Raw genomic sequence first — 26419 nt, 5'->3', positions numbered from 1 at the left:
CATGAACGACCAGCTCCCGCTGCCGCCCACCACCGACCCCCGCACCGTCCGCGTCACTGGCGGCCACCGCCTGGAAGGCACGGTGGCCGTGCAGGGAAGCAAGAACATCGCCCTGCACCTGTACGCCGCCGCCCTGCTGGCGGACGAGCCGCTGATCTTGACCGGCGCCCCGGAGATCCTGGACACCCTGGTCTGCGCGGAGATCCTCAACCACACCGGCACCCCGACCAAGGTCGTCGGCGACCGCTTCGAGACCACCCCGGCCGCTGCCTGGTACCCGGTCATCCCCGACCAACTCGGCCGCCGCATCCGCACCACCGCCGTCATGGCCGCCGCTCTGCTCGCCCGCGCCGGGCAGGTCAGCTTCCCGCTGCCCGGCGGCGACGCGTTCTGCCGCCGCATGATCGACCGCCACCTCGCCGCCATGGAGGCAGCGGGCGCCACCCTGGCGGTCACCGACACCCACGTGAAGGCCCGCACCGCCTCCTGGGACTCGGCCGCCTTCACCACCGACGCCGCCACCCGGCAGTGGGGGCCGAGCCTGGGCGCCACGGTCACCGCAATGCTGCTGGCCGCCCGCCTGCGGGGCACCTCCAGCATCCTGAACCCCAGCGTCGAACCGGAGGTGATGGTCACCGCCGCCGTGCTCGCGGCCAGCGGGGTCGGCATCACCTGGGAAGGCACTACCGCCCTGCACGTCACCGGCACCGACCGGATCCTTGGCGGCGCCTTCCTGGTCCCGCCGGACCGGCTGGAGGCCGCCACCCTGGTCCTGGCCGCCGCGATCACCGGCGGCACCATCCAACTCGACGACTTCCCGACCAGCGACTTCCCCGCCGGCCTGATGGCCGTCTTCGCCGACGCCGGGATCGAGCTGACCCCGGTCAACGGCGGCACCCTCGCCCACTGCCCGGCCGGCCCCCGGACCGTGCACCTGGCCACCGGCCCCCACCCCGCCTTCCCGACCGACGTGCAGCCCCAGCTGACTGCCTTCCTCACCCAGGCCCCGGGCACCTCCCGGATCGAGGAACGCGTCTACACCGACCGCACCACCCACCTCGGCCCGCTGCGGGCGCTCGGCGCCACCGTCAACGCCGACGGGGCCGCGATCACCGTCCGTGGTCCCGCCCCGCTGACCGGCGCCGACGTGGCCGGGGAGGACATCCGAGCGGCCACCGCCGCGCTGATCGCCGCCCTGGCCGCCGAGGGCACCTCTACGATCCGAGGCATGTACCACCTGCGACGCGGCTACGGCAGCCTGCTGCCCAAACTCTCCTCGCTCGGTGCCAAACTGACGATCGACCAGGAGATGCCGTGACCATCACCTCGTGGAAGCCCGCCCAGCTTGCTGACCTGCGCGAGTGCCTGGAACTGATGACCGCCGACGGCACCGTGCCCGGCGGCGTCATCGCCCACGGCACCCTCGACGGGGTGCCCGGCTTCCTGGCAGCAGGAATCGTCGCGCCTGAGTGCGGCAACGCCCGGCCCGGCCCGGACACCGTCTACGACGTCGCCTCGCTGACCAAGGTGGTCGCGACCTGGCCACTCGTCCACGCCGCCGGCATCGACCTCGACTCCCCGGTCCGCACCTACCTGCCCACGGTGTCGGCCGACGCGCCGGGCGGGCGGGTGACGGTGGGACAGATCCTGGCCCACACCACCGGGCTTCGGGCCGACACCCGCCTGGACCAGTACCGCAACCGGGGCGAGGACCTGGCCGCGCTGATCTGCGGCGAGGACCTGATCGCCGAACCGGGTGCCGGGCACCGCTACATCAACCGCGGCTTCATCCTCGCCGGCCTCCTGCTCGCCCAGGCCACCGGCCGCCGCCTGGACGACCTGGCCGTGGACCTCTGGGCCTCGCTCGGCATGATCAACACTGTCTACGGGCCGATCAGCCGCTCCAACCGGGTCGCACCGACCGAACAGCGACTGGCCGGTGCCCCGCGGCTGTGGGGGATCCCGCACGACGACAACGCGGCCCTGCTGGGCGGCGTCGCCGGGCACGCGGGCGTCTTCACCACCGCCGGTGACCTGGCCGCCTACGCGACCGCGCTGCTGGCCGGGCACCGCGACGGCACCGGACTGGGCGGCTGGCTGGCCCGCAGCATGGTTCCGCAGGCCGCGATCGAGCCGGGCATCGACCGGGGCCTGGCCTGGATCCTCGCTGATGGGGGCCGAGTGGCCTACCACCACGGGTTCACCGGCACGAGCCTCTACCTCGCCCCGGCCACCGGCCGCTACCTGGTGATCTGCACCAACGCGGTCTACCACCACCAGGACAACCGCACCCGCCTCGCACCGCTGCGGAACCTCGCCCTCAAGGCGGTCACCGCCGAACCCTAGGGAGGAACCGGCCGTGGCACCGACCACGCTCGCACCCCTCACGACCCTGCGGCTCGGCGGACCCGCCGACCGCATCCTGACCCTCTGCGACCCGGCCGACTGGGCCGACACCGTCCGAGCAGTCGACCAGCACGACGAGCCGGCCCCGGCCGTCCTGGGCGGCGGCAGCAACGTCATCGCCTCCGACGCCGGACACCGGGGCACGGTGCTGGTGATGAACACCCGAGGCATCACCGCCGAGCACGTGGACGAGAACACGGTGGCCGTCACCGTCCAGGCCGGCCACCCGCTCACCGACCTCGTCGCCTGGGCTGCAACCGAGCACCTGGCCGGGATCGAGTGCCTGGCCGGAATACCCGGCACGACCGGGGCTGCCCCGGTCCAGAACGCCGGAGCCTACGGCCAGCAGATCGCCGAAGCCCTCCACCACGTCACCGCCTGGGACTGGCAGCACCGGAGACTGCGCACACTGCCCGCCCAGGCCTGCCGTTTCCGCTACCGCCACAGCATCTTCAAGTCCCACCCCGGCCGTTGGACGATCCTCACCGCCACCTTCCACCTCACCCGGGCAGAGAAGTCAACGCCGCTGGCTTACCAGCAGCTGGCCGACGAACTCGACCTGCCGCTGGGCTACCGAGCACCAGTGCCCGAGGTGATCACCGGCGTCCTCGCCAACCGCCACCGCCGCGGCCTCCTGCTCGACCCGCACGGTCCCGAGGCCCGCCAGGTGGGTTCAATCTTCCTCAACCCGCCCGTCACCGTCGTCCAGGCCGCCGACCTGTCAGCGGTCGGCTGCCCGGTCCACACCAGCAGCGACGGTCGGCTCCGAGCCAGCGCGGGTTGGCTGATGGAGCAAGCCGGCTACGGGCCGGGCCAATGGCGGGCCGACGGCATCAAGTGCTCACGCCACCGTGCGCTCACCCTGACCGTCCACGACGGGGCGACGGCTACCAGCTTTCGCGATGTCCTCCACCGCCTCGCACGGAAGGTCCAGGGCACCTGCGGGATCGCCCTGATTCTTGAGCCGGTGCCGGTCGGCGCCTGGCCGACTGGCGCCGAGACCTGACCTGCTACGCCGCCGTGGCCACCTGCTCGGCTCTCAGCGAGCTGTTGTCAGTCGGCTACGTTTCGGATCGGGGCACGGTGGTCGCAGCAAACTGCCTCCCTCTCAAGTGATCTGATCATGTGGCGAGTACTGACGACGCCAAAGGCAGCCCCGGCGAGGGCGAGGAGGAACGTGATCGCCAGGGCCGCCGTGATCAGGACGTCCTCGGCGCCGGGCCTCACCGCCGTGGGCCGATCACGCGGTGGCCGAGGCGGGCAGCCAGGTCCTGGAGCAGGTGCTCGGCCTGCTCGCGGCTGAGAGCGAGGGCGAGTTGATTGCCGGGGGCGACCTCGACACCGAAGTCGACGGCGGCGCGAAGCTGGACGGCAGCATCGGGCGCGCTCTCCACATCGAGGTGGGCGACAGTGGTGCGCTCGACGTGGAGCGGCAGCTGGATCAGGACTCCCACGGGTTCACCTCCATCGCCAGGGCGCCGCTCACGCGGCGGACTCCAGGTTCAGCTCGAACCACACCCGCTTGCCCCGCTTCGCCGGCGCCGTGCCGAAGCGGTGGGTCAGCGACTGGACGAGGTGCAGGCCCCGACCGGACAGCTCGTACGGGTCGGCGGAACCGGTGCGCTGCTCGGGCAGGACGGGGCTCTCGTCGGCAACGGAGACCCGCAGCGTGCGACGGGTGCGGAGCGCGACGACCACGACGGGCGCGGGACTGCCGCCGTGCTTCCAGGCGTTGACGAACAGCTCGTGCAGGGCGAGTTCGGCGTCGCGGACCAGGTCGTCGGGCCACCCGGCGGTGACGAGGAGGTCGCGCAGCTCCTCCCGGGCAGCGGACCAGTCGGGCGGCTCGGGGGATTCGGGGGAGCTGGGCAGGCTGAAGGTGCTGCACATGGTGGAACCTCCGTGAGGTGCGGTGAGGTTTCGCCGATCGGCGGATGCGTCGCCGTGAGCCAGGCCAGGACGGGACTGGTTGGGGTCGCGTGTGGCTGCTCTGCGGTGCGGGGCAGCGGAGCCTACTGCCCTGATAAGAGGCGTTACTGACGATCCGTCGGATCGGACTTACGACATCGACCATAGCCCACGAGCACTTAGTTCTAAGTAGCTTCAGGGAAGGTTCCACCTCCCGAGTGACGGCTGGCCTCGCTCGCCACGGACTTGGCACACTGATACCACGAACCGCCGAGAGGACGTCCATGCCCGGTCGCCAGAACCCAACGCTTCGTCAGCGCCGCCTCGGTGCTGAGTTGCGGAGGATGCGAGAGCAGGCCGGCCTCAGCGGAAGTCAGCTGGCCCGGTTGCTCGGTGCCACCTCCGCGTACGTGGCGCAGGCGGAGAACGGCAAGGCCAGCGTCAGCATGGAGCGCTTGCATGCCATCGCTGCCACATGCATGTGTGCGAACCAGCCTTTGATTGACGCGCTGCTCGACATCATCGCGGATCGCGAGAAGGGCGGCTGGTGGGAGGAGTACCGAGGAGTCCTCTCGACCGACTTCCTTGAGGTGGCTGAGCTGGAACGCGGAGCAGAACATCTGGTCACCTACACGAGCACTTTCATGCCCGGGCTGCTTCAGACCGACGCCTACGCCCGCTCCTTGTTCGCCCAGGCCCACCCGCCCCTCGCACAGCAGCAGGTCGACCTCCGAGTGAGGTTCCGGATGCAACGACAGGAGGCTGCCCGAGCACGTGGCTTGCCGAACTCGGTGTACATCCATGAAGCCGCGCTCCGCATGCGGTTCTGCGGGTCCAGGATTCTCGCCGACCAGCTCGACTCACTCATCGTCGACTCCGAGCGTCCCGGAACCTCCATCAGGGTGCTCCCGTTCGACTCGGACGCTCTCCCGAGTCCCAGTGAGAACTTCACCTACATGGCTGGTCCGATCTCCGAACTGGACTTCGCACAGATGGACACTGGTCATGGCGGGCAGGTCTTCGACGCTCCAGCCCATCTGGCGAGGTTTCGAGCCATCATCGCCCGGTTGGGGTCCAGCGCCCTCCCGGAGAGGGAGTCACGAGAGCTCATCCGGTCCATCAAGGGGAAAGTGGAAGACAAGCATGCATAGCTCTACCTGGCAGAAATCAAGCTATTCCGCCAATCATGACGAGTGCGTCGAGGTCCGCGCCGCCGACGGCCTCATCGAACTCCGCGAGTCCGACGACGGCGACATCATCGTCCGCACCAGCCCGACCAAGTTCGCCAAGTTCCTCCAGGGCGTCAAGGCCGGCGAGTTCGACCACTTCACCGAACTCGGCAACTGACCGACAACGGCCCCTCGCCTTCCCAGGCGAGGGGCCGACCGACCATCCTCCGTCAGGCGATCGTCCAGGTGTCCGGCCCCGCCAGCAGGGAGGCCAGGTCACCCGCCCCCTTCTGCTCCACCGCCGTCTCCAACTGCTCCGCCATCAACGTGTCGTACACCGGCCGCTGCACATCCCGGAAGATGCCGATCGGCGTCTGGTGCAGCGTGTCGTTGTCCGCCAACCGCGAGAGTGCGAACGCGCTCACCGGGCTGGCCGCGTGGGCGTCGTGCACGAGCACGTCCGAGCGGTTGGCCTCCGTCAGCTCCGCCGTCGTCAGCTCGCCGCTCCGCGCGTCGCGGAAGACGCCCCGCCCGCCGAAGGTGACCGGCTGGCCGTGCTCCAGCCGGATGAGAGCACGCTCGGCGCTCTCCGAGTCCTTCAGCACGTCGAAAGCGCCGTCGTTGAAGATGTTGCAGTTCTGGTAGATCTCCACCAGCGCCGTGCCCTCGTGCGCCGCCGCCGTGCGCAGGACCGACGTCAGTCCGGCCCGGTCCGAGTCGATCGCCCGCGCCACGAAGGTGGCCTCGGCCCCCAGCGCCAGCGAGACGGGGTTGAACGGCGCGTCCAGCGAACCCATCGGGGTGGACTTGGTGATCTTGCCGACCTCCGAGGTCGGCGAGTACTGACCCTTCGTCAATCCGTAGATCCGGTTGTTGAAGAGCAGGATCTTCAGGTTCACGTTCCGCCGCAGCGCGTGGATCAGGTGGTTGCCGCCGATCGACAGCGCGTCGCCGTCCCCCGTGACCACCCACACCGACAGGTCCTGCCGCGAGGTCGCCAGCCCCGTGGCGATCGCCGGCGCGCGCCCGTGGATGGAGTGCACCCCGTACGTGTTCATGTAGTACGGGAACCGGGACGAACAGCCGATGCCCGAGATGAAGACGGTGTTCTCGCGCTTGATGCCCAGCTCGGGCATGAAGGCCTGCACGGCGTTGAGGATCACGTAGTCCCCACACCCCGGGCACCAGCGCACCTCCTGGTCGGTCTTGAACTCCTTGGCCGTCTGCAGTGCTTCGGCCTTGGGCACCAGCGAAAGGGAACGCAGCTCGCTCATCGGGTCTCTCCGTCGTCCAGGGTGCCGATCGCCGCCCACAGCACGTCCGCCAACTGCGCTGCCTTGAACGGCAGTCCGCGGACCTGGTTGTAGGACTGGGCGTCCACCAGGTACTTGCCGCGCAGCAGCAGGGCGAGCTGGCCCAGGTTCATCTCGGGGACGATCACCTTGTCGTAACTATCCAGCACCACACCGAGGTTGGCCGGGAAGGGGTTGAGGTTGCGCAGGTGGGCCTGGGCGACGTGGCCGCCGTCCGCGCGGACCCGGCGCACGGCCGCGGCGATCGGACCGTAGGTGGAGCCCCAGCCGATCACCAGCACCCGGGCCCGGCCGTCCGGGTCGTCGACCTCCAGCTGCGGCACGGTGATGCCGTCGATCTTGGCCTGCCGGGTGCGGACCATCAGATCGTGGTTGGCCGGGTCGTAGGAGATGTTGCCGGTGCCGTCCTGCTTCTCGATGCCGCCGATCCGGTGCTCCAGACCGGGCGTGCCGGGCACCGCCCAGGGGCGGGCCAGCGTCTCGGGGTCGCGCTTGTACGGGTGGAAGGCGCCGCCCTCGGCGTTCGGGCCGGTCGCGAAGTCCGGCTCGATGACCGGGAGTTCGTCGACCGCCGGAATCCGCCAGGGCTCCGAGCCGTTGGCCAGGTAGCCATCCGAGAGCAGCATCACCGGGGTGCGGTAGGTGACGGCGATCCGGGCCGCCTCCAGCGCCGCGTCGAAGCACTCCGCGGGCGTGGCCGGGGCGACGATCGGCACCGGGGCCTCGCCGTTGCGGCCGAACATCGCCTGCAGCAGGTCGGCCTGCTCGGTCTTGGTGGGCAGGCCGGTGGACGGGCCGCCGCGCTGGATGTCCACCACCAGCAGCGGGAGTTCGAGCGAGACCGCCAGGCCGATCGCCTCCGACTTCAGCGCCACACCGGGCCCCGAGGTGGTGGTCACGCCCAGCGCTCCGCCGAAGGCCGCGCCGAGCGCGGCACCGATGCCGGCGATCTCGTCCTCGGCCTGGAAGGTCCGCACGCCGAAGTTCTTGTGCTTGGACAGCTCGTGCAGGATGTCCGAGGCCGGGGTGATCGGGTAGGAGCCCAGGTAGAGCGGCAGGCCCGAGCGCTGCCCGGCGGCGATCAGCCCGTAGGAGAGCGCCAGGTTGCCGGAGATGTTGCGGTAGGTGCCGGCCGGCAGCCTGGCTGGCGGCACCTCGTAGGAGACCGCGAAGTCCTCGGTGGTCTCGCCGAAGTTCCAACCCGCCCGGAACGCCGTGATGTTGGCCTCGGCGATCAGCGGCTTCTTGGCGAACTTGGTCCGCAGGAAGGACTCCGTGCCCTTGGTCGGCCGGTGGTACATCCAGGACAGCAGCCCGAGCGCGAACATGTTCTTCGCCCGCTCCGCGTCCTTGCGCGCCAGCCCGCTCTCCTTCAGCGCCTCCAGCGTGAGGGTGGTGAGCGGCACCTTGTGCAGGTGGTAGGAGCTGAGCGAGCCGTCCTGCAGCGGATCGGCCGCGTAGCCGACCTTGGCCAGCGCCCGCTTGGTGAACTCGTCGGTGTCGACGATGATCTCCGCGCCGCGCGGCAGGTCCGCCAGGTTCGCCTTGAGCGCCGCCGGGTTCATCGCCACCAGCACGTCCGGCGCGTCCCCGGGGGTGAGGATGTCGTGGTCGGCGAAGTGCAGTTGGAAGCTGGAGACACCCGGCAGGGTGCCCTGGGGCGCCCTGATCTCGGCCGGGAAGTTCGGCAGCGTGGACAGGTCGTTGCCGAAGGAGGCGGTCTCCGAGGTGAAGCGGTCCCCGGTCAGCTGCATCCCGTCACCCGAGTCCCCCGCGAACCGGATGATCACCCGATCCACCCGCCGGATCGGCTTGCTCCGCCTGGGCGCTCCCGGCCCCGGCCTGCCATCGAGGCCGTCGCCGGAACCGCCCGGGCCACCACTCGCTGTTACCTGATCGACCTCGCTGGTCACTGCCGCGGACCTCCTTCAGGGATACCAGCCGCGGAAGTGGGCCCTGTGCCCCGTCCGCCTGGTGCACCGCTCGCATCCTATGCGCGGTGGGATTGCTGGGGCGGTAACTGGAGCAAGCTTGGACCCTGACTCGAGCGATTGGCCGAAGGAGGCCCGTTTCGGCCCAGGCGAACAGGAGTTCAGGTGGCGGGGAGGCGCGAGTCGGGGTATGCGGGGCGTCAGGAGTTGAGGTACGTGAGCACCGCCAGCACCCGGCGGTGGTCCTGCTGGCTCTGGCCCAGGCCGAGCTTCTGGAAGATGTTGGAGACGTGCTTCTCCACCGCGCCGTCCGAGACCACCAGCTGCTTGGCGATCGCCGCGTTGGTCCGCCCCTCGGCCATCAGGGCGAGCACCTCGCGCTCACGCGGAGTGAGCCCGACCAGCACGTCACCCTTGCGGCTGCGGCTGAGCAGCTGCTGCACCACCTCGGGGTCCAGCGCCGTGCCGCCCTGGGCGACCCGCTGCACCGCGTCCACGAACTCGCGGACCTCGGCCACCCGGTCCTTCAGCAGGTACCCGACGCCCCGGGTGGAACCGGCCAGCAGCTCACCCGCGTACTGCTCCTCCACGTACTGCGAGAGCACCAGCACGCCGAGTCCCGGGAACTTGTCCCGCAGCGCCACGCAGGCCCGCACGCCCTCGTCGGTGAAGCTGGGCGGCATCCGCACGTCGGCCACCACCACGTCCGGCAGCCCGTCCCCCGCCGCCAGCTCGTCGATCGTCTTCAGCAGCGCCGCGGCGTCCGCCACCCCGGCGACCACCTCCAGGCCGCGGTCGGTGAGCAGCCGGGTCAGGCCCTCCCGGAGCAGGACCGAATCCTCGGCGATGACGACGCGCAGCATGTGCGGAACCCCCAGTGAGACGCCCCCAGGCGGGACGTTGCTGCCTCACATGGTACGGATGGCCACCGCGTCGCAGAGCCCCTGCAGGGCCGCCTTGGCCGGGCAGTCCGGCAGCGGGGCGAGCAGCGCCCGGGCCTCCTCGGCGTACCGCAGGGTCTCCCGGCGGGCGTGCTCCAGCGCCGGGTGCCGGCGCAGCAGCCGCAGCGCCTCGGCGTGCCGCTGAGGGTCCGTCAGGTCGGTGCCGACCAGCTCGCGCAGCCGGAGGTCCTCGGCGTCGTCCTCGTTGACCGGCATCGAGTCGAGCAGCAGCACCGGCAGGGTCGGCACGCCCTCGCGCAGGTCGGTGCCGGGGGTCTTGCCGGACTCGTGGCCGTCGCTGGCGATGTCCAGCACGTCGTCGGCGAGCTGGAAGGCCAGGCCCATCTTCTCGCCGTACTCGGTGAGGATGTCGACCATCCACGGCTCGGCGCCGGCCATCAGCGCGCCGAACCGGCCGGAGACGGCCATCAGCGCGCCGGTCTTGCCGGCCAGCACGTCCAGGTAGTGGCTCAGCCGGTCGTCGCCGGGCTGCGGGCCGGCGGTCTCCAGGATCTGGCCGGTGACCAGCCGCTCGAAGGCGTCTGCCTGGATCCGCACGGCCTCCGGGCCGAGGTCGGCCAGCACCTGGGAGGCGCGCGAGAAGAGGAAGTCGCCGGTGAGGATGGCCACCGAGTTGTCCCAGCGGGCGTTGGCGCTGGGTGCGCCGCGGCGCACCGGCGCCTCGTCCATCACGTCGTCGTGGTACAGGGTGGCCAGGTGGGTCAGCTCGACGACCACGGCGGCGGGGACCACCCCGGGCGCGGTCGGGTCGCCGAACTGGGCGGCGAGCATCACCAGCAGCGGGCGGAACCGCTTGCCGCCGGCCTCGATCAGGTGGCTGGCGGTGATGGTGATGAACGGGATGTCGCTCTTGACGGCCTCGGCGAGGGCGGTCTCGACCGCCTCCAGTCCGGCCTGGACGTCACGGGTCAGATCGCGGTCCTGCACGCTGAGCCCGAAGGGTCCTACGACGGTCACGAAGACCACTCCTGTCGCCGGTCGATCATGCGGTCCGGTCCCTGTTGCGGCCGCTGCCATCACCAGCAGCGTATCGGGTCACGAGTGGATCACTGTACGGGCGTGCTGGTCGGAGACCGAAGATGGCACCGGGCCCGGGGACAGCCGCCCCGGACCCGGTTGTTCACACCTCGTTCAGCGCCCTGTCGGGCAGTCCGTGCGGGGCGGGCCGCTCAGCGGACGAACATCGCCGCCTTGGACGCCAGGTCCAGGAAGTACTGCGGCGCGAGGCCCAGCACCAGGGTGGCCGCCACCGCGACCGAGATCACGGTGGCCGTCGCGGTGCTCGGGATCACCACCGCGGGACCGTTCGGCTGCGGGTCGGAGAAGAACATCAGCACGATCACCCGGATGTAGAAGAACGCGGCCACCGCCGAGCTCAGCACACCGACGATCACCAGCGGGGTCGCCCCGCCCGCCGCCGCGGCCTGGAAGACCGCGAACTTCCCGGTGAAGCCCGCGGTCAGCGGGATGCCGGCGAAGGAGAGCAGGAAGAGCGCGAAGACCGCCGCCAGCAGCGGCGAGCGCCGCCCCAGCCCGGCCCAGCTGGACAGGTGGGTGGCCTCGCCCCGGGAGTCCCGGACCAGGGTGACGGCGGCGAAGGCGCCCAGCGTCACCAGGGCGTAGGCGAGCAGGTAGAAGAGGACCGCGCCCAGGCCCTGCCGGTTGGTGGCGATCACGCCGGTCAGGATGAAGCCGGCGTGCGCGATCGAGGAGTAGGCCAGCAGCCGCTTGACGTCCTGCTGGGTGACCGCCAGCACCGCGCCGGCCACCATGGTGAGGATCGCCACGCCCCACATCACCGGCCGCCAGTCCCAGCGCAGGCCGGGGAAGGCGACGTAGAAGATCCGCAGCAGCGCGCCGAACGCGGCCACCTTGGTGGCGGCCGCCATGAAGCCGGTGACCGGGGTCGGGGCGCCCTGGTAGACGTCCGGGGTCCAGGCGTGGAACGGCACCGCGCCGACCTTGAAGAGCAGGCCGACCGCGAGCATCGCCAGGCCGATCAGCAGCAGCGCGTCGTTCTGGGTGGAGACGGCCAGCGCCGGGGTGGCCGGGGCGGTGCCGGAGACCACGTCGGCGATCTCCGGCAGCCGGAAGGTGCCGGCGTAGCCGTACAGCAGCGCGCTGCCGAAGAGGAAGAAGGCCGAGGAGAAGGAGCCCAGCAGAAAGTACTTGACCGCCGACTCCTGGGAGAGCAGCCGGCGGCGCCGGGCCAGCGCGCAGAGCAGGTAGAGCGGGAGGGAGAAGACCTCCAGCGCCACGAACATGGTGATCAGGTCGTTGGCGGCCGGGAAGAGCAGCATGCCGCCGACCGCGAACAGGGTGAGCGGGTAGACCTCGGTGCTGGCGAAGCCGGCCCGGGCCGCCTGCCGCTCCTGCTCGCCGCCGGGGGTGGCGGAGGCCTGCGGGGCGAAGGGGTCCTGCGGCACGCCCTCCACCCGGGGGTCCAGCCCGCGCTCGGCGTAGAGCAGCACCGACATCGCGGCGGCCAGGATGATCACGCCCTGGAGGAAGAGCGCGGGGCCGTCCAGCGCCACCGAGCCCATCGCCAGCAGGCCGCTCTTGGTGGTGGCGTAGCCCTCGCTGGCCAGCACCACCACGGCGGCGAAGGCGCCGGCCAGGCCGAGCAGCGCGACCGCCAGCTGCGCGCGGTAGCGCCAGCGGCGGGGCACGAAGGCCTCCAGCAGGATGCCCACCACCGCCGTGCCGAAGACCACCAGCATCGGGGAGAGCTGGCCGTACTCGATCTGCGGCGCCGGGATGCTCGGCGTGTTGCCGCCCGAAGCAGCGAGCAGCGTTTGGTCGTGCAGCAGCCACAGGCTGTGGACAGCGCTCACTTGGTCTCACCTCCTGCGGGGGCCGCCACCGGGTGGGCCGGGGCGGGGTCGGTCCGGTGGACCTGGGAGAGGGTGTCCGCGACGGCCGGGTTGACCAGGTCGGTGAGCGGCTTGGGGTAGACGCCGAGCGCGATGGTCAGCGCGATCAGCGGCGCGGCCACCAGCAGCTCACGGGCCTTCAGGTCGGGCATCCCGCTGACGCTCGCCTTGACCGGGCCGGTCATGGTGCGCTGGTAGAGCACGAGCACGTAGAGCGCGGCAAGCACGATGCCCAGGGTGGCGACGATGCCGAGCGCCGGGTACCGGGTGAAGGTGCCGACCAGCACCAGGAACTCGCTGACGAAGGGCGCCAGCCCGGGCAGCGAGAGGGTGGCCAGGCCGCCGATCAGGAAGGTGCCGGCCAGCACCGGTGCGACCTTCTGCACGCCGCCGTAGTCGGCGATCAGCCGGGAGCCGCGGCGCGAGATCAGGAAGCCGGCGATCAGCATCAGCAGCGCGGTCGAGATGCCGTGGTTGACCATGTAGAGGGTGGCGCCGCTCTGGCCCTGGCTGGTCATCGCGAAGATGCCCAGGATGATGAAGCCGAAGTGCGAGATCGACGCGTAGGCGACCAGCCGCTTGATGTCCTTCTGGCCCACCGCCAGCAGCGCGCCGTAGAGGATGCCGATCACGGCGAGCACCAGGATCGCCGGGGCGAAGAACTTGGACGCGTTCGGGAACAGGCCCAGGCAGAACCGGAGCATCGCGAAGGTGCCGACCTTGTCCACCACCGCGGTGATCAGCACGGCCGTTCCGGCGGTGGACTCGCCCATCGCGTTCGGCAGCCAGGTGTGCAGCGGCCAGAGCGGGGCCTTCACCGCGAAGGCGAAGAAGAAGCCGAGGAAGAGCGCCCGCTCCGCGTTGGGGTCGATCACCAGCTTGCCGTCGGCGATCGCCGAGGTCAGGGCCTGGAGGTCGAAGGTGCCCAGGTTCTGGTTCTGCGCGATGACGTAGAGGCCGATCACCGCGGCCAGCATCACCAGGCCGCCGAGCAGGTTGTAGAGCAGGAACTTGACGGCCGCGTAGGACCGCTGCCGGGCCTGCTCGGGGCCGCCCGCCTTGTCGCCGAAGCCGCCGATCAGGAAGTACATCGGGATCAGCATGGCTTCGAAGAAGACGTAGAAGAGGAAGACGTCGGTGGCCAGGAAGGAGACCAGCACCATCGCCTCGACGGCGAGGATCAGCGCGAAGTAGCCCTGGGTCCGACGGCGCCCCTCGAAAGTGTTGCTGCCGAACGACCCCTCCGGAGCGGGGCCTCCCGCGACGGAGTCGCCGGTGTCCGGAGTGGCGTCGTGCCAGGAGGCCAGCATCACCAGCGGCACCAGCACCGCGGTGAGCAGCACCAGCACGGCGCCGATCCCGTCCACGCCGAACGAGAAGCTGATCCCGAAGGCCCGGATCCAGCTGTAGTGCTCGGTCAGCTGGTAGCGCGGACCGCCGGAGTCGAAGCGCGCCGCGATCGCCGCGGCGAGCCCGAGGGCGGCCACCGAGAAGGCCAGCGCGACGGCCTTGGTGGTGCGCCGCCGGGACTCGGTGGTCCCGGCCGGCAGCGCGGCGGTGACGATCGCCCCGGCGGCCGGGACGGCGCAGGCGGTGGTGAGCAGGACACTCATGCCGCCACCTCCTGACGCCAGGCCAGATCAGTCAGGTTCCTCATACCGACCTCATCAGGAGAGTGGTGGCGACCAGCACCAGCGTGCCGCCGAACATGGAGAGCGCGTAGGAACGGACGTAGCCGTTCTGCACCCGGCGCACCCGGCTGGAGAGCCCGCCGATGGTCGCGGCCAGGCCGTTGACCACGCCGTCCAGGCCCTTGCTGTCGAAGTAGACCAGCGCGGCGGTGAGCGCCGAGCCGGGCCGGACCAGCACCGCGTGGTTGATGTCGTCCTGCAGCAGGTCGCGCCGGGCGGCCCGGGTGAGCGCGGAGCCCACCGGCGGGGTGACCGGCACCGGGTTGCGCCCGTAGACCAGGTAGGAGGCGCCGACACCGGCCAGCATGCAGACCATGGTGATCGCGGTGACCGCGATCGACGGCAGCGGGGAGTTGCCCTCGCTGTGCCCGGTGATCGGCTGCAGCCAGTTGACGAAGGCGTCGTTGAGGCTGAACAGCCCGCCGGCCAGTACCGAGCCGAAGGCCAGCACGATCATCGGCAGGGTCATGGTCTTCGGCGACTCGTGCGGGTGCGGCAGCTCGCCGTTCGCGTCCGGCTGCCAGCGCTTCTCGCCGAAGAAGGTCATCAGCATCACCCGGGTCATGTAGAACGCGGTGACCGCGGCGCCGACCAGGGTGACCAGGCCGAGGATCCAGCCCTCGGTGCCGCCCTTGGCGAAGGCCGCCTCGATGATCTTGTCCTTGGAGAAGAAGCCGGACAGGCCGGGGAACCCGATGATCGCCAGGTAGCCGAGGCCGAAGGTGACGAACGTGACCGGCAGGTACTTGCGCAGCCCGCCGTAGTGCCGCATGTCCACCTCGTCGTCCATGCCGTGCATGACCGATCCGGCGCCGAGGAAGAGCCCGGCCTTGAAGAAGCCGTGGGTGACCAGGTGCATGATCGCGAAGACGTAACCGATCGGGCCGAGCCCGGCCGCCAGGATCATGTAGCCGATCTGCGACATGGTCGAGCCGGCCAGCGCCTTCTTGATGTCGTCCTTGGCACACCCGACGATCGCACCGTAGAGCAGGGTGACCGCGCCCACGCAGACCACCGCCGTCTGGGCGTCCGGGGCGAGGTCGAAGATCGCGCTCGACCGGGTGATCAGGTAGACGCCGGCGGTCACCATGGTGGCCGCGTGGATCAGCGCGGAGACCGGGGTCGGGCCCTCCATCGCGTCGCCGAGCCAGCTCTGCAGCGGCACCTGGGCCGACTTGCCGCAGGCCGCCAGCAGCAGCATCAGGCCGATCGCGGTCAGCTTGCCCTCGCCGGCCTGGTGGGCCGCGCCGAAAACGCCGCTGAAGGAGAAGTCGCCGAACTGGGTGAACATCAGCATGATCGCGATCGACAGGCCGACGTCGCCGACCCGGTTGACCAGGAAGGCCTTCTTGGCCGCGGTGGCCGCGCTGGGCTTGTGCTGCCAGAACCCGATCAGCAGGTACGAGGCGAGCCCGACGCCCTCCCAACCGACGTACAGCAGGAGGTAGTTGTCCGCCAGCACGAGCAGCAGCATGGCGGCCAGGAAGAGGTTCAGGTACCCGAAGAAGCGCCGCCGCCGCTCGTCGTGGGCCATGTAGCCCACCGAGTAGAGGTGGATCAGGGTGCCGACCCCGGTGATCAGCAGCACGAAGGTGACCGACAGCTGGTCCAGCTGGAAGGCCGCGTCGGCCTTGAAGCCGGCCACCGGGATCCAGCTGAACAGCTTGACGTGGACGGCTCGTTGGTCCACCGAGCGGCCCAGCATCTGGCTGAACAGGACCAGCCCGAAGACGAAGGAGAGCGCGGCCGCCAGGGTGCCGAGCCAGTGCCCGAACCGGTCCAGCGCCCGGCCGCCGAGCAGCAGCAGGGCAGCACCGGCCAGCGGCGCCGCGATGAGCAGCGGGATGAGAGTGTTCACTTCGGCCCCTACAGCTTCATCAGGTTGCTGTCGTCGACCGAAGCCGAATGCCTGGTACGGAAGATGGAGATGATGATGGCCAGCCCCACCACGACCTCGGCCGCGGCCACCACCATGGTGAAGAAGGCCATGATCTGGCCGTCCAGGTTGCCGTGCAGCCGGGAGAAGGTGACCAGGGCCAGGTTGGAGGCGTTCAGCATCAGCTCCACGCACATGAAGAGCACGATGGCGTTGCGCCGGACCAGCACCCCCGCGGCCCCGATGGTGAACAACAGGGCTGCCAGGTAGAGGTAGTTGACCGGGTTCACTCCGCCTCCTCCGGTGTCGGCTGGTTGGTCGGGACGGTCTCCAGGGCCGGCCGCGGCCGGCCGGGCGCCGGGCGCTCGGAGGCGGGCCGGCCGAGGAAGTCGGCGGTGCTGTTCTCCAGCTCGGCCATCCGGCGCAGCATGTCCTGGCTGACGTCGCGGATCTGGCCGCGCTCGCGCAGCGTCGACATCACCGAGTCCTCGGCGACCGTGCCGTCCGGCAGCAGAGCGGCGATGTCCACCGCGTTGTGCCGGGCGTAGACGCCGGGCGCGGGCAGCGGCGGCACCTGCTTGTTCTCCCGGACCCGCTCGGCGGCCAGCTCGCGCTGGGTCTTGGGCTTCACCACGTGCTCGCGGTGGGTCAGCACCATCGCGCCGATCGCCGCGGTGATCAGCAGCGCGCCGGTGACCTCGAAGGCCCAGACGTACTTGGTGAAGATCAGCCGGGCCAGGCCCTGCACGTTGCCCTCGGCGTTGGCCTCGGAGAGCCCGGTGAAGTGGCCCAGCCTGGCGTTGGCGATGCCGGCGATCAGCAGCACCCCGAAGCCGAGCCCGCAGAGCACCGCGGCGATCCGCTGGCCCTTCAGGGTCTCCTTGAGCTGGTCGGCGGTGGAGACGCCGACCAGCATCACCACGAAGAGGAAGAGCATCATGATCGCGCCGGTGTAGACCACGATCTGCACCACGCCCAGGAAGACCGCGCCCTGGGCCAGGTAGCAGACCGCCAGCGCCATCATGGTGGCGGCCAGGCAGAGCGCGCTGTGCACGGCCTTGCGCATGGTCACCGTGCCGAGCGCGCCGCCCACCGCGAGCACCGCGAGCACCCAGAACTGGACCGCTTCGCCCGTGGAGGTCATGAGGTCACCTCGCGCTCACTCTGCTCCTGGGTGATGGTGCCGGGGGCGGCCTGGGTGACCTCGCCCCGGTAGTAGGCGCCCTCGTCGGTGCCCGGGAACATCGCGTGCGGCGGCGCCACCATGCCCTCGGTGAGGCCGGACAGCAGCTGCTCCTTGGTGAAGATCAGGTCCTTGCGCGAGGAGTCGGCCAGCTCGTACTCGTTGGTCATGGTGAGCGCCCGGGTCGGGCAGGCCTCGATGCACAGGCCGCACAGGATGCAGCGGGCGTAGTTGATCTGGTAGACCGCGCCGTACCGCTCACCCGGGGAGTAGCGCTCCTCCTCGGTGTTGTCGGCGCCCTCCACGTAGATCGCGTCGGCCGGGCAGGCCCAGGCGCACAGCTCGCAGCCGACGCACTTCTCCAGTCCGTCCGGGTGCCGGTTCAGCTGGTGCCGCCCGTGGAAGCGGGGGGCGGTCGGCTTCTTCTGCTCGGGGTACTGCTCGGTCAGCCGCTTCTTGAACATGGCCGTGAAGGTCACGCCGAAGCCTGCGGCCGGGCCGAGCAGCGACGGCTTGTCGTTCTCGGGCTGGGTCATCCCGGATCAGCTCCCTTCGGACTGGTTGGCGCCGTTGAGCGCGTCCTGCAGTGGTTCGTCGGCGGGCGGCTGCACCCGCGGCACCCGGCTGCGCCGGCGCGGGACCGGCGGCAGCTGCTGGCCGGGCAGCGGCGGCACGGGGTACCCGCCCGCCATCGGGTCGAACTCGGCCGGCGGCTCGAAGGCCTGTACCTTCTCCTTGCGCCGGAAGACGTCCCGGACCAGCGAGAGCAGCAGCACCGCGACCACCGGCGCCCCGACGTAGAGCACCACGTTGCCGAAGTCCTGGCCCTCGTTGCGCAGCGCCCGGACCGAGGCGACCATCACCAGCCAGACCAGCGAGACCGGGATCAGCACCTTCCAGCCGAGCTTCATGAACTGGTCGTAGCGCAGCCGGGGCAGCGTGCCGCGCAGCCAGATGAAGAAGAAGAGCAGCAGCTGGATCTTGACGACGATCCAGAGCATCGGCCACCAGCCGTGGTTGGCGCCGGCCCAGAAGGCCGAGATCGGCCAGGGGGCCCGCCAGCCGCCCAGGAAGAGGGTGGAGGCGACGGCCGAGACGGTGACCATGTTGACGTACTCGGCCAGCATGAACATCGCGAACTTCAGCGAGCTGTACTCGGTGTTGAAGCCGCCGACCAGCTCGCCCTCGGCCTCCGGCAGGTCGAACGGGGCCCGGTTGGTCTCGCCCACCATCGCGATGATGTAGACGATGAAGGAGACCGGCAGCAGCACCGCGAACCAGGTCGGCTGCTGGGAGCTGACGATCTGCGAGGTGGACATCGAGCCGGAGTAGATGAAGACCGCGGCGAAGGAGAGGCCCATCGCGATCTCGTAGGAGATCATCTGCGCCGAGGAGCGCAGGCCGCCGAGCAGCGGGTAGGTCGAGCCGGAGGACCAGCCGGCCAGCACGATGCCGTAGATCCCGACCGAGGCGGTGGCCAGGATGTAGAGCAGCGCCACCGGCAGGTCGGTGAGCTGCATCGGGGTCCGGGTGCCGAAGATCGAGACCTCGTCGTCGGCCGGGCCGAACGGGATCACCGCGAAGGACATGAAGGCCGGGATCGCGCAGACGATCGGCGCCAGGACGTAGACCACCTTGTCGGCCTTGGCGACCACCAGGTCTTCCTTGAGCGCCAGCTTGATGCCGTCGGCCAGCGACTGCAGCAGGCCCCAGGGCCCGTGCCGGTTGGGGCCGATCCGCAGCTGCATCCAGGCGACGACCTTGCGCTCCCAGACGATCGCGATCAGCACCGTGAGCACCAGGAAGGCGAAGCAGAAGACCGCCTTGAGCAGGACCAGCCACCACGGGTCGCGCCCGAAGTACTCCAGGCTCCCGGAGGCGGCGGCCAGTTGGACCGCCGGCAGTGTGGGTGCCATTACTCCTCCTCCCCTGCGGGGGCGATGGTCACCAGGTGACCGACGGTGGTGCCGAGGGTGCGGTGGATGCCCTCGCCGGCGCTGTTGACCGGTACCCAGACGGTCCGGTCGGACTGCTCGGCGGTGATCTCCAGCGGGAGGACCAGCGAGCCGGCCGGGCCGGTGACGCGCAGCCGGGCGCCCGGGGCTCCGCTCGCTCCGATTTCTGCGGCGGTGCCGGGCGAGAGCCGGGCGACGGCGGCGTGCCGGGTGCCGGCCAGGTGCTCGTCGCCCTGCTGCAGCCGGCCGCGGTCCAGCAGCAGCCGCCAACCCGCCAGCACCGCCTGGCCGGTGGCCGGCCGGGGCAGCGGGGCCGGGTGACCGGCCGGGGGCGCCGGGTGGTCGCCCTCCCAGGGGGTGAAGGCGTCCAGCTCGATCCGGGCGGCCCGCACATCGGGCAGTCCGAGGCGGTGGCCCATCGCATCGGCCAGCATGCTCAGCACCCGGACGTCCGGGTGCAGATGACGGCCCATCAGCTGGTCGGGCTTGAGCGCGGCCTCGAACATCCGCACCCGGCCCTCCCAGTCCAGGAAGGTGCCGGCCTTCTCGGCCACGGCGGCCACCGGCAGCACCACGTCGGCCTGTTCGGTGACGGCCGAGGGGCGCAGTTCCAGGGCGACGGTGAAGCCGACCCGGGCCAGCGCCTCGTCGGCCAGCTGCGGGTCCGGCAGGTCGTCCGGGTCCAGCCCGCCGATCACCAGCGCGTCCAGGTCGCCGGCCGCGGCGGCGGCCAGGATCTGGCCGGTGTCCCGGCCCAGCCGGGCCGGCAGCTCGGCGACGCCCCAGGCGGCGGCCGCCTCGGCGCGGGCGGCCGGCACGGTGACCGGGCGGCCGCCGGGCAGCAGGCCGGGCAGCGCGCCGGCCTCCAGCGCGCCGCGCTCGCCGGCCCGGCGCGGGATCCAGGCGAGCCGGGCGCCGCTGGCGTGCGCCAGCCGCAGTGCCGCGGTGAGCGCTCCGCTGATCGGGGCCAGCCGCTCGCCGACCAGGATCACCGCGCCCGGCTGCCGCAGCAGTTCGGCGGCCCCCTCCGGCTCGCCGTCCAGTCCGGCGGATTCGGCCAGGGTGCCCAGCCACTCGGGCTCGGTGCCCGGGGCGGCCGGCAGCAGGGTGCCGCCGAGCTTGGCCAGGCCGCGGGAGCGGTGGTCGGCGATCGCGTAGACCTTGAGCCGTCCGGTGCGGGCCGCCTTGCGCAGCCGCAGGAAGACGATCGGCGACTCCTCCTCGGGCTCGAAGCCCGCGAGCAGCACCACCGGGGCCTGCTCCAGATCCTGGTAGCTGACGCCGCCGCCGTCGAGATCGACCCCGTGCCCGGCCACCGCGGCGGCCAGGAAGTCGGCCTCCTCGGCGCTGTGCGGGCGGGCCCGGAAGTCCACGTCATTGGTGCCGAGCACCACCCGGGCGAACTTGGCGTAGCCGTAGGCGTCCTCCACGGTGACCCGGCCGCCGGTCAGCACACCGGCCCGGGCGCCGCGCAGCCCCTCGGCGGCGGCGGCCAGCGCCTGCGGCCAGGAGGTGGGCACCAGTTCGCCGGTGGCCGCGTCGCGGACCAGCGGGCTGCTCAGCCGGTCCCGCTGCTGGGCGTAGCGGAAGGCGAACCGGCCCTTGTCGCAGTTCCACTCCTCGTTCACCGCCGGGTCCTCGCCGGCCAGGCGCCGCAGCACCTTGCCGCGCCGGTGGTCGGTGCGCTGGGCGCAGCCGGCCGAGCAGTGCTCGCAGACGCTGGGCGAGGAGACCAGGTCGAACGGGCGGGAGCGGAACCGGTAGGCGGCCGAGGTGAGCGCGCCGACCGGGCAGATCTGGATGGTGTTGCCGGAGAAGTAGGACTCGAAGTCGTCGCCCTCCCCGGTGCCGACCTGCTGCAGCGCGCCGCGCTCCACCAGGTCGATGAACGGGTCGCCGGCGATCTGCTGGGAGAACCGGGTGCAGCGGGCGCAGAGCACGCAGCGCTCCCGGTCCAGCAGCACCTGGCTGCTGATCGGCACCGGCTTCTCGTAGGTCCGCTTCATCCCGTCGAACCGGGACTCGGCCTGGCCGTTGGACATCGCCTGGTTCTGCAGCGGGCACTCGCCGCCCTTGTCGCAGACCGGGCAGTCCAGCGGGTGGTTGATCAGCAGCAGCTCCATCACGCCGCGCTGGGCCTTCTCGGCCACCGGCGAGGAGAGCTGGGTGCGGACCACCATGCCCTCGGCCACCGGGATGGTGCAGGAGGCGACCGGCTTGCGCTGGCCCTCGATCTCCACGATGCACTGGCGGCAGGCGCCGGCCGGGTCGAGCAGCGGGTGGTCGCAGAACCGGGGCACCTGGGTGCCGATCTGCTCGGCCGCGCGGATCACCAGGGTGCCCTTGGGGACCTGGACTTCGACGCCGTCGATGGTGAGCGTGACGAGTTCGACGGCGGTCTGCGCCGATGGCTCGGTGACGGTCACGCGTGCACCTCCCTCTCGGTGGCGGGGCGGGGGGCCGCGGCGCGCCGGCCGTCGGCCCAGACGGTGCTGGCGGCCGGGTCGAACGGGCAGCGGCGCTCGGCGAGGTGCTGCTCGTACTCGGCGCGGAAGTACTTCAGCGAGGAGACGATCGGGCTGGCCGCGCCGTCGCCGAGGGCGCAGAAGGACTTGCCGTTGATGTTGTCGGCGATGTCCAGCAGCTTCTCCAGGTCACCGGGCTCGCCCTGGCCGGCCTCGATCCGCTTGAGCAACTGGACCAGCCAGTAGGTGCCTTCACGGCACGGGGTGCACTTGCCGCAGGACTCGTGGGCGTAGAACTCGGTCCACCGGGTGACCGCCCGGACCACGCAGGTGGTCTCGTCGAAGACCTGCAGCGCCTTGGTGCCCAGCATCGAGCCGGCCGCGCCCACGCCCTCGTAGTCGAGCGGCACGTCGAGGTGCTCCTCGGTGAACATCGGGGTGGAACTTCCGCCCGGCGTCCAGAACTTGAGGCGGTGGCCGGAGCGGATGCCGCCGCTGATGTCGAGCAGCTGGCGCAGCGTCACGCCGAGCGGGGCCTCGTACTGGCCGGGGTTGGTGACGTGGCCGGAGAGCGAGTAGAGCGTGAAGCCCGGCGACTTCTCGGTGCCGAGCGAGGTGAACCACTCCTTGCCGCGGGCCAGGATCGGCGGCACCGAGGCGATCGACTCCACGTTGTTGACCACGGTCGGGCAGGCGTAGAGGCCGGCGATGGCCGGGAACGGCGGGCGCAGCCGGGGCTGGCCGCGCCGGCCCTCCAGCGAGTCCAGCAGCGCCGTCTCCTCGCCGCAGATGTAGGCGCCGGCGCCGGCGTGCACGGTGATGTCCAGGTCGATGCCGCTGCCCAGCACGTTCTTGCCGAGGTAGCCGGCCGCGTAGGCCTCGGCCACCGCGGCGTGCAGCCGGCGCAGCACCGGGACCACCTCGCCGCGCAGGTAGATGAAGGCGTGGTCGCAGCGGATCGCGTAGGAGGCGATCACCATGCCCTCGATCAGCGCGTGCGGGTTGGCGAAGAGCAGCGGGATGTCCTTGCAGGTCCCGGGCTCGGACTCGTCGGCGTTGACCACCAGGTAGTGCGGCTTGCCGTCGTTCTGCGGGATGAACTGCCACTTCATGCCGGTCGGGAAGCCGGCGCCGCCGCGGCCGCGCAGGCCCGCCTCCTTGACCAGCGCGATCACCGCGTCCGGCTCCATGGCCAGCGCGGCGCGCAGGCCCTGGTAGCCCTCGTGGCGGCGGTAGGTCTCCAGCGACCACGGCCGGTGGTCGTCCCAGGAGGCGGAGAGCACGGGGGTGAGCAGCTTCTCGGCCGGCTCGGTGGCGGTCATCACGCTTCCGTCCCTTCGTTGCGCGGCGAGACCACCCGGGCGCCGGGGGCACCGGGCAGCGACTCTCCCCGGGCCAGCCGCAGGCCGGCCAGGCTGGGTGCGCCGCCCGCGCCGGACTCGTCGTTGGCGCCGGCCCGCTCGTCGGGGAAGCCGGCCAGGATGCGGGCGGTCTCGCGGAACTCGCAGAGCCGGGCGCCGCGGGTCGGCCGGACCTCGGCGCCGGACCGCAGGTCGTCGACCAGCCGGCGGGCGCTCTCCGGGGTCTGGTCGTCGAAGAACTCCCAGTTGACCATCACCACGGGGGCGTAGTCGCAGGCCGCGTTGCACTCGATGTGCTCCAGCGAGACCGCGCCGTCCTCGGTGGTCTCGTTGTTGCCGATCCCCAGGTGCTCCTTGAGCTCCTCGAAGATCTGGTCGCCGCCGAGCACCGCGCAGAGCGTGTTGGTGCAGACGCCCACGTGGTAGCGGCCGGCCGGGCGGCGGCGGTACATCGTGTAGAAGGTGGCGACGGCCGTGACCTCGGCCGTGGTCAGCTCCAACTGCTCGGCGCAGAACCGGATTCCGGTCGGGCTGACGAAGCCCTCCTCGGCCTGCACCAGGTGCAGCAGCGGCAGCAGGGCCGAACGGGACTGCGGGTAGCGGGAGATCAGCTCCCGTGCGTCGGCAGCGAGGCGCTGCCTGACCTCCGGCGGGTACGGCTTGGCCGGCATCGCCGGCAGGCCGAGCGCCACGCTGGGCTGTGCTTCCGAACTCACCGGTCCACGCCTCCCATCACCGGGTCGATCCCGGCCACCGCCACGATCACGTCGGCGACCTGGCCGCCTTCGCACATCGCCGCCATCGTCTGCAGGTTGGTGAAGGACGGGTCGCGGAAGTGCACCCGGTACGGCCGGGTGCCGCCGTCGCTCACCACGTGCACGCCGAGCTCGCCCTTGGGGGACTCGACGGCCGCGTACGCCTGGCCGACCGGGACCCGGAAGCCCTCGGTGACCAGCTTGAAGTGGTGGATCAGGGCCTCCATGGAGGTGCCCATGATCTCCCGGATGTGGTCCAGCGAGTTGCCCATCCCGTCGGGTCCGACCGCGAGTTGGGCCGGCCAGGCGATCTTCTTGTCGCCCACCATGACCGGGCCCGGGGCCAGCCGGTCCAGGCACTGCTCGACGATCCCCAGCGACTGGTGCATCTCCTCCAGCCGGATCAGGAACCGGCCGAAGGAGTCCGCGGTGTCGGCCACCGCGACCTCGAAGTCGTAGTTCTCGTAGCCGCAGTACGGATCCGTCTTGCGCAGGTCGTGCGGCAGGCCGGTGGCCCGCAGGATCGGGCCGGTGGCGCCCAGCGCCAGGCAGCCGGGCAGGTCGAGGAAGCCGACGTCGACCAGTCGGGCCTTGAACACCGGGTTGCCGGTGGCGAGTTTGTCGTACTCGTGCATCCGGGAGCGGAGCAGCTTGACCGCCTCGCGGATCTGGTCGACGGCGCCGGGCGGCAGGTCCTGGGCCAGGCCGCCGGGGCGGACGTAGGCGTGGTTCATCCGCAGGCCGGTGACCAGTTCGAAGACGTCCAGGATGAGTTCGCGGTCCCGGAAGCCGTAGATCATCAGCGTGGTGGAGCCGATCTCCATGCCGCCGGTGGCCAGGCAGACCAGGTGCGAGGAGATCCGGTTGAGCTCCATCATCAGCACCCGGATGACATTGGCCCGGTCCGGCACGTCGGCGGTGATGTCGAGCAGCTTCTCCACCGCCAGGCAGTAGGCGGTCTCGTTGAAGATCGGCGTCAGGTAGTCCATCCGGGTCACGAAGGTGGTGCCCTGCACCCAGGAGCGGAACTCCATGTTCTTCTCGATGCCGGTGTGCAGGTAGCCGATGCCGCACCGGGCCTCGGTCACCGTCTCGCCGTCGATCTCCAGGATCAGCCGCAGCACCCCGTGGGTGGAGGGGTGCTGGGGACCCATGTTGACGATGATGCGTTCGTCGTCGGCCCGGGCGACGGCGTCCACCACCTCGCCCCAGTCGCCGCCGGTGACGGTGAAGACCCGCCCCTCGGTGGTCTCGCGCGACCCCGCCTGCTCGTATTGAGTGCTCATCAGGAGTACGACCTCCGCTGGTCGGGCGCCGGGATCTGGGCGCCCTTGTACTCGACGGGGATGCCGCCGAGCGGGTAGTCCTTGCGCTGCGGATGGCCCAGCCAGTCGTCCGGCATCATGATCCGGGTGAGCGCCGGGTGCCCCTCGAAGACGATCCCGAAGAAGTCGTAGGCCTCGCGCTCGTGCCAGTCGTTGGTCGGGTAGACGCTCACCACCGAGGGGATCCGCGGGTCGTCGTCCGGCGCGGTGACCTCCACCCGGATCAGCCGGGTGTGGGTGATCGAGCGCAGCTGGTAGACCGCGTGCAGCTCCCTCCCCTGGTCCGAGGGGTAGTGCACGCCGCTGACGCCGAGGCAGAGCTCGAAGCGCAGCGCCGGGTCGTCGCGCAGGGTCCGCACGGTCTGCAGCAGGTGCTCGCGGGCGATCTGGAAGGTCAGCTCGCCGCGGTCCACCACGGTCTTCTCGATCACCTGGCCAACCGTCAGGCCCTGTTCCTCCAGTGCGCCTTCGAGCTCGTCGGCGACCTCGTCGAACCAGCCGCCGTACGGGCGCTCGGCGGGGGCCGGCAGCGCGATGGCCGCGTTCAGGCCGCCGAAGCCGGAGGTGTCGCCGGTGCCGTGGGTGCCGAACATGCCCTTGCGCTGCCCGATCACCTCGACCGCCAGCTCCGTGCGGCCCCGCGGCACGGGCTGGCCGCTCTGCTCCTCGCTCATCGCAGCAGCCCCCGCATCTCGCTGGTGGGGACGGCGGTCAGGGCCTGCTCCTCGGCGAGCTCCTGCGCCTTGCGCTTGTTCACGCCCAGCGGCTCGTGCTGGATCTTCTCGTGCAGCTTGATGATCGCGTCCATCAGCATCTCCGGGCGCGGCGGGCACCCGGGCAGGTAGATGTCCACGGGGACGATGTGGTCGACGCCCTGGACGATCGCGTAGTTGTTGAACATGCCGCCCGAGGACGCGCAGACGCCCATCGAGATGACCCACTTGGGGTTGGCCATCTGGTCGTAGACCTGGCGGAGCACCGGGGCCATCTTCTGGCTCACCCGGCCTGCCACGATCATCAGGTCGGCCTGCCGGGGCGAGCCGCGGAAGACCTCCATGCCGAACCGGGCCAGGTCGTACCGGCCCGCGCCGGTGGTCATCATCTCGATCGCGCAGCAGGCCAGCCCGAAGGTGGCCGGGAAGAGCGAGGCCTTCCTCACCCACCCCGCGGCGCTCTCCACCGTGGTGAGCAGAAAGCCGCTCGGCAGCTTCTCCTCGATTCCCATCTACCCATCCCTCTCAGTGGT

The 26419-nt window shown here is 70.9% G+C and carries 24 protein-coding genes; 5 read left to right on the top strand and 19 right to left on the bottom strand.

Annotated elements, in window-relative coordinates; all coding sequences use genetic code 11:
• Window position 1: 1 nt before the first annotated feature.
• From ACFYNO_RS16670 to ACFYNO_RS16660, 3 genes are read left to right on the top strand one after another with little or no spacing between them, the layout of a single operon-like run.
• A complete protein-coding gene (locus ACFYNO_RS16670) occupies window positions 2-1318 on the top strand; it encodes a UDP-N-acetylglucosamine 1-carboxyvinyltransferase (RefSeq protein ID WP_388011836.1) in 1317 nt (438 codons plus the stop codon).
• A complete protein-coding gene (locus tag ACFYNO_RS16665; protein WP_388011834.1) occupies window positions 1315-2346 on the top strand; it encodes a serine hydrolase domain-containing protein in 1032 nt (343 codons plus the stop codon). Before ACFYNO_RS16670 ends, ACFYNO_RS16665 begins: the two co-directional genes overlap by 4 nt.
• Window positions 2347-2359: 13 nt before the next feature.
• Window positions 2360-3412, top strand: a complete 1053-nt coding sequence (locus tag ACFYNO_RS16660) for a UDP-N-acetylmuramate dehydrogenase (protein ID WP_388011832.1) — start codon at window positions 2360-2362, stop codon at window positions 3410-3412.
• A gap of 217 nt (window positions 3413-3629) precedes the next feature.
• Here the strand turns inward: ACFYNO_RS16660 and ACFYNO_RS16655 are convergent, their stop codons facing one another.
• Together ACFYNO_RS16655 and ACFYNO_RS16650 are read right to left on the bottom strand one after the other, a co-directional pair.
• The gene (locus ACFYNO_RS16655; protein WP_388011830.1) at window positions 3630-3860 is read right to left on the bottom strand and encodes a hypothetical protein; all 231 of its coding nucleotides are present in this window, start codon (window positions 3858-3860) and stop codon (window positions 3630-3632) included.
• A 28-nt stretch (window positions 3861-3888) separates the two neighbouring features.
• A complete protein-coding gene (locus ACFYNO_RS16650; RefSeq protein ID WP_388011828.1) occupies window positions 3889-4296 on the bottom strand; it encodes an ATP-binding protein in 408 nt (135 codons plus the stop codon).
• A 302-nt stretch (window positions 4297-4598) separates the two neighbouring features.
• On the opposite strand from ACFYNO_RS16650, the gene ACFYNO_RS16645 reads away from it, so the two are divergent.
• Entirely contained in the window at window positions 4599-5465 is an 867-nt protein-coding gene (locus tag ACFYNO_RS16645) for a helix-turn-helix domain-containing protein (RefSeq protein WP_388011826.1), read from the top strand.
• Window positions 5458-5661, top strand: a complete 204-nt coding sequence (locus tag ACFYNO_RS16640; RefSeq protein WP_388011824.1) for a DUF397 domain-containing protein — start codon at window positions 5458-5460, stop codon at window positions 5659-5661. The genes ACFYNO_RS16645 and ACFYNO_RS16640 overlap by 8 nt, the downstream gene beginning before the upstream one ends.
• Before the next feature lie 52 nt (window positions 5662-5713).
• Here the strand turns inward: ACFYNO_RS16640 and ACFYNO_RS16635 are convergent, their stop codons facing one another.
• From ACFYNO_RS16635 to ACFYNO_RS16555, 17 genes are all read right to left on the bottom strand, one after another.
• Complete coding sequence (locus ACFYNO_RS16635; protein WP_388011822.1) at window positions 5714-6757, bottom strand: 2-oxoacid:ferredoxin oxidoreductase subunit beta; 1044 nt, start codon at window positions 6755-6757, stop codon at window positions 5714-5716.
• Complete coding sequence (locus ACFYNO_RS16630) at window positions 6754-8604, bottom strand: 2-oxoacid:acceptor oxidoreductase subunit alpha (protein WP_388011932.1); 1851 nt, start codon at window positions 8602-8604, stop codon at window positions 6754-6756. The genes ACFYNO_RS16635 and ACFYNO_RS16630 overlap by 4 nt, the downstream gene beginning before the upstream one ends.
• Before the next feature lie 323 nt (window positions 8605-8927).
• Complete coding sequence (locus tag ACFYNO_RS16625) at window positions 8928-9587, bottom strand: LuxR C-terminal-related transcriptional regulator (protein ID WP_388011930.1); 660 nt, start codon at window positions 9585-9587, stop codon at window positions 8928-8930.
• 48 nt (window positions 9588-9635) lie between these two features.
• Complete coding sequence (locus ACFYNO_RS16620) at window positions 9636-10646, bottom strand: polyprenyl synthetase family protein (protein WP_388011820.1); 1011 nt, start codon at window positions 10644-10646, stop codon at window positions 9636-9638.
• A 212-nt stretch (window positions 10647-10858) separates the two neighbouring features.
• Entirely contained in the window at window positions 10859-12523 is a 1665-nt protein-coding gene (gene nuoN, locus ACFYNO_RS16615; RefSeq protein WP_388011818.1) for an NADH-quinone oxidoreductase subunit NuoN, read from the bottom strand.
• Complete coding sequence (locus tag ACFYNO_RS16610; protein ID WP_388011816.1) at window positions 12520-14175, bottom strand: NADH-quinone oxidoreductase subunit M; 1656 nt, start codon at window positions 14173-14175, stop codon at window positions 12520-12522. Before ACFYNO_RS16610 ends, nuoN begins: the two co-directional genes overlap by 4 nt.
• Before the next feature lie 40 nt (window positions 14176-14215).
• Window positions 14216-16111 carry an NADH-quinone oxidoreductase subunit L gene (gene nuoL / locus ACFYNO_RS16605; RefSeq protein ID WP_388011814.1) on the bottom strand — a complete coding sequence of 632 codons (1896 nt, stop codon included), beginning with the start codon at window positions 16109-16111 and terminating at the stop codon, window positions 14216-14218.
• Window positions 16112-16119: 8 nt separating this feature from the next.
• Entirely contained in the window at window positions 16120-16419 is a 300-nt protein-coding gene (nuoK, locus tag ACFYNO_RS16600) for an NADH-quinone oxidoreductase subunit NuoK (protein ID WP_388011812.1), read from the bottom strand.
• Entirely contained in the window at window positions 16416-17273 is an 858-nt protein-coding gene (locus ACFYNO_RS16595) for an NADH-quinone oxidoreductase subunit J (RefSeq protein WP_388011810.1), read from the bottom strand. The genes nuoK and ACFYNO_RS16595 overlap by 4 nt, the downstream gene beginning before the upstream one ends.
• Complete coding sequence (nuoI, locus tag ACFYNO_RS16590; protein ID WP_388011808.1) at window positions 17270-17848, bottom strand: NADH-quinone oxidoreductase subunit NuoI; 579 nt, start codon at window positions 17846-17848, stop codon at window positions 17270-17272. Before nuoI ends, ACFYNO_RS16595 begins: the two co-directional genes overlap by 4 nt.
• A gap of 6 nt (window positions 17849-17854) precedes the next feature.
• Window positions 17855-19228, bottom strand: coding sequence for an NADH-quinone oxidoreductase subunit NuoH (nuoH, locus tag ACFYNO_RS16585; protein ID WP_388011806.1), 1374 nt, complete (start codon window positions 19226-19228; stop codon window positions 17855-17857).
• Entirely contained in the window at window positions 19228-21693 is a 2466-nt protein-coding gene (locus ACFYNO_RS16580; protein ID WP_388011804.1) for an NADH-quinone oxidoreductase subunit G, read from the bottom strand. Before ACFYNO_RS16580 ends, nuoH begins: the two co-directional genes overlap by 1 nt.
• A complete protein-coding gene (gene nuoF, locus ACFYNO_RS16575; protein WP_388011802.1) occupies window positions 21690-23054 on the bottom strand; it encodes an NADH-quinone oxidoreductase subunit NuoF in 1365 nt (454 codons plus the stop codon). Before nuoF ends, ACFYNO_RS16580 begins: the two co-directional genes overlap by 4 nt.
• A complete protein-coding gene (nuoE, locus tag ACFYNO_RS16570) occupies window positions 23054-23764 on the bottom strand; it encodes an NADH-quinone oxidoreductase subunit NuoE (RefSeq protein ID WP_388011928.1) in 711 nt (236 codons plus the stop codon). The genes nuoF and nuoE overlap by 1 nt, the downstream gene beginning before the upstream one ends.
• A 41-nt stretch (window positions 23765-23805) precedes the next feature.
• On the bottom strand, window positions 23806-25134 hold the full coding sequence (locus ACFYNO_RS16565; RefSeq protein ID WP_388011800.1) for an NADH-quinone oxidoreductase subunit D: 1329 nt from the start codon (window positions 25132-25134) through the stop codon (window positions 23806-23808).
• Entirely contained in the window at window positions 25134-25847 is a 714-nt protein-coding gene (locus ACFYNO_RS16560) for an NADH-quinone oxidoreductase subunit C (protein ID WP_388011798.1), read from the bottom strand. Before ACFYNO_RS16560 ends, ACFYNO_RS16565 begins: the two co-directional genes overlap by 1 nt.
• Window positions 25844-26398 carry a NuoB/complex I 20 kDa subunit family protein gene (locus ACFYNO_RS16555; protein WP_388011796.1) on the bottom strand — a complete coding sequence of 185 codons (555 nt, stop codon included), beginning with the start codon at window positions 26396-26398 and terminating at the stop codon, window positions 25844-25846. The genes ACFYNO_RS16560 and ACFYNO_RS16555 overlap by 4 nt, the downstream gene beginning before the upstream one ends.
• Between the last annotated feature and the right edge of the window lie 21 nt (window positions 26399-26419).

This window comes from Kitasatospora sp. NPDC006697 (genome assembly GCF_042869935.1).
Classification (GTDB): Bacteria; Actinomycetota; Actinomycetes; order Streptomycetales; family Streptomycetaceae; genus Kitasatospora.
Note: the sequence above shows the minus strand (reverse complement) of the source record. Positions and strands in the feature narration are given on the sequence as shown.

Bases quoted from the DNA above. Each gene is read 5' to 3' on its own strand.
- nuoI (WP_388011808.1), bottom strand. From the start codon at position 17,848: ATGACCCAGCCCGAGAACGACAAGCCGTCGCTGCTCGGCCCGGCCGCA.
- ACFYNO_RS16610 (WP_388011816.1), bottom strand. From the start codon at position 14,175: ATGAGTGTCCTGCTCACCACCGCCTGCGCCGTCCCGGCCGCCGGGGCG.
- ACFYNO_RS16640 (WP_388011824.1), top strand. From the start codon at position 5,458: ATGCATAGCTCTACCTGGCAGAAATCAAGCTATTCCGCCAATCATGAC.
- nuoF (WP_388011802.1), bottom strand. From the start codon at position 23,054: ATGACCGCCACCGAGCCGGCCGAGAAGCTGCTCACCCCCGTGCTCTCC.
- ACFYNO_RS16670 (WP_388011836.1), top strand. From the start codon at position 2: ATGAACGACCAGCTCCCGCTGCCGCCCACCACCGACCCCCGCACCGTC.
- ACFYNO_RS16565 (WP_388011800.1), bottom strand. From the start codon at position 25,134: ATGAGCACTCAATACGAGCAGGCGGGGTCGCGCGAGACCACCGAGGGG.
- ACFYNO_RS16645 (WP_388011826.1), top strand. From the start codon at position 4,599: ATGCCCGGTCGCCAGAACCCAACGCTTCGTCAGCGCCGCCTCGGTGCT.
- ACFYNO_RS16635 (WP_388011822.1), bottom strand. From the start codon at position 6,757: ATGAGCGAGCTGCGTTCCCTTTCGCTGGTGCCCAAGGCCGAAGCACTG.
- ACFYNO_RS16650 (WP_388011828.1), bottom strand. From the start codon at position 4,296: ATGTGCAGCACCTTCAGCCTGCCCAGCTCCCCCGAATCCCCCGAGCCG.
- ACFYNO_RS16555 (WP_388011796.1), bottom strand. From the start codon at position 26,398: ATGGGAATCGAGGAGAAGCTGCCGAGCGGCTTTCTGCTCACCACGGTG.
- nuoH (WP_388011806.1), bottom strand. From the start codon at position 19,228: ATGGCACCCACACTGCCGGCGGTCCAACTGGCCGCCGCCTCCGGGAGC.
- ACFYNO_RS16595 (WP_388011810.1), bottom strand. From the start codon at position 17,273: ATGACCTCCACGGGCGAAGCGGTCCAGTTCTGGGTGCTCGCGGTGCTC.
- ACFYNO_RS16560 (WP_388011798.1), bottom strand. From the start codon at position 25,847: ATGAGCGAGGAGCAGAGCGGCCAGCCCGTGCCGCGGGGCCGCACGGAG.
- nuoE (WP_388011928.1), bottom strand. From the start codon at position 23,764: ATGCCGGCCAAGCCGTACCCGCCGGAGGTCAGGCAGCGCCTCGCTGCC.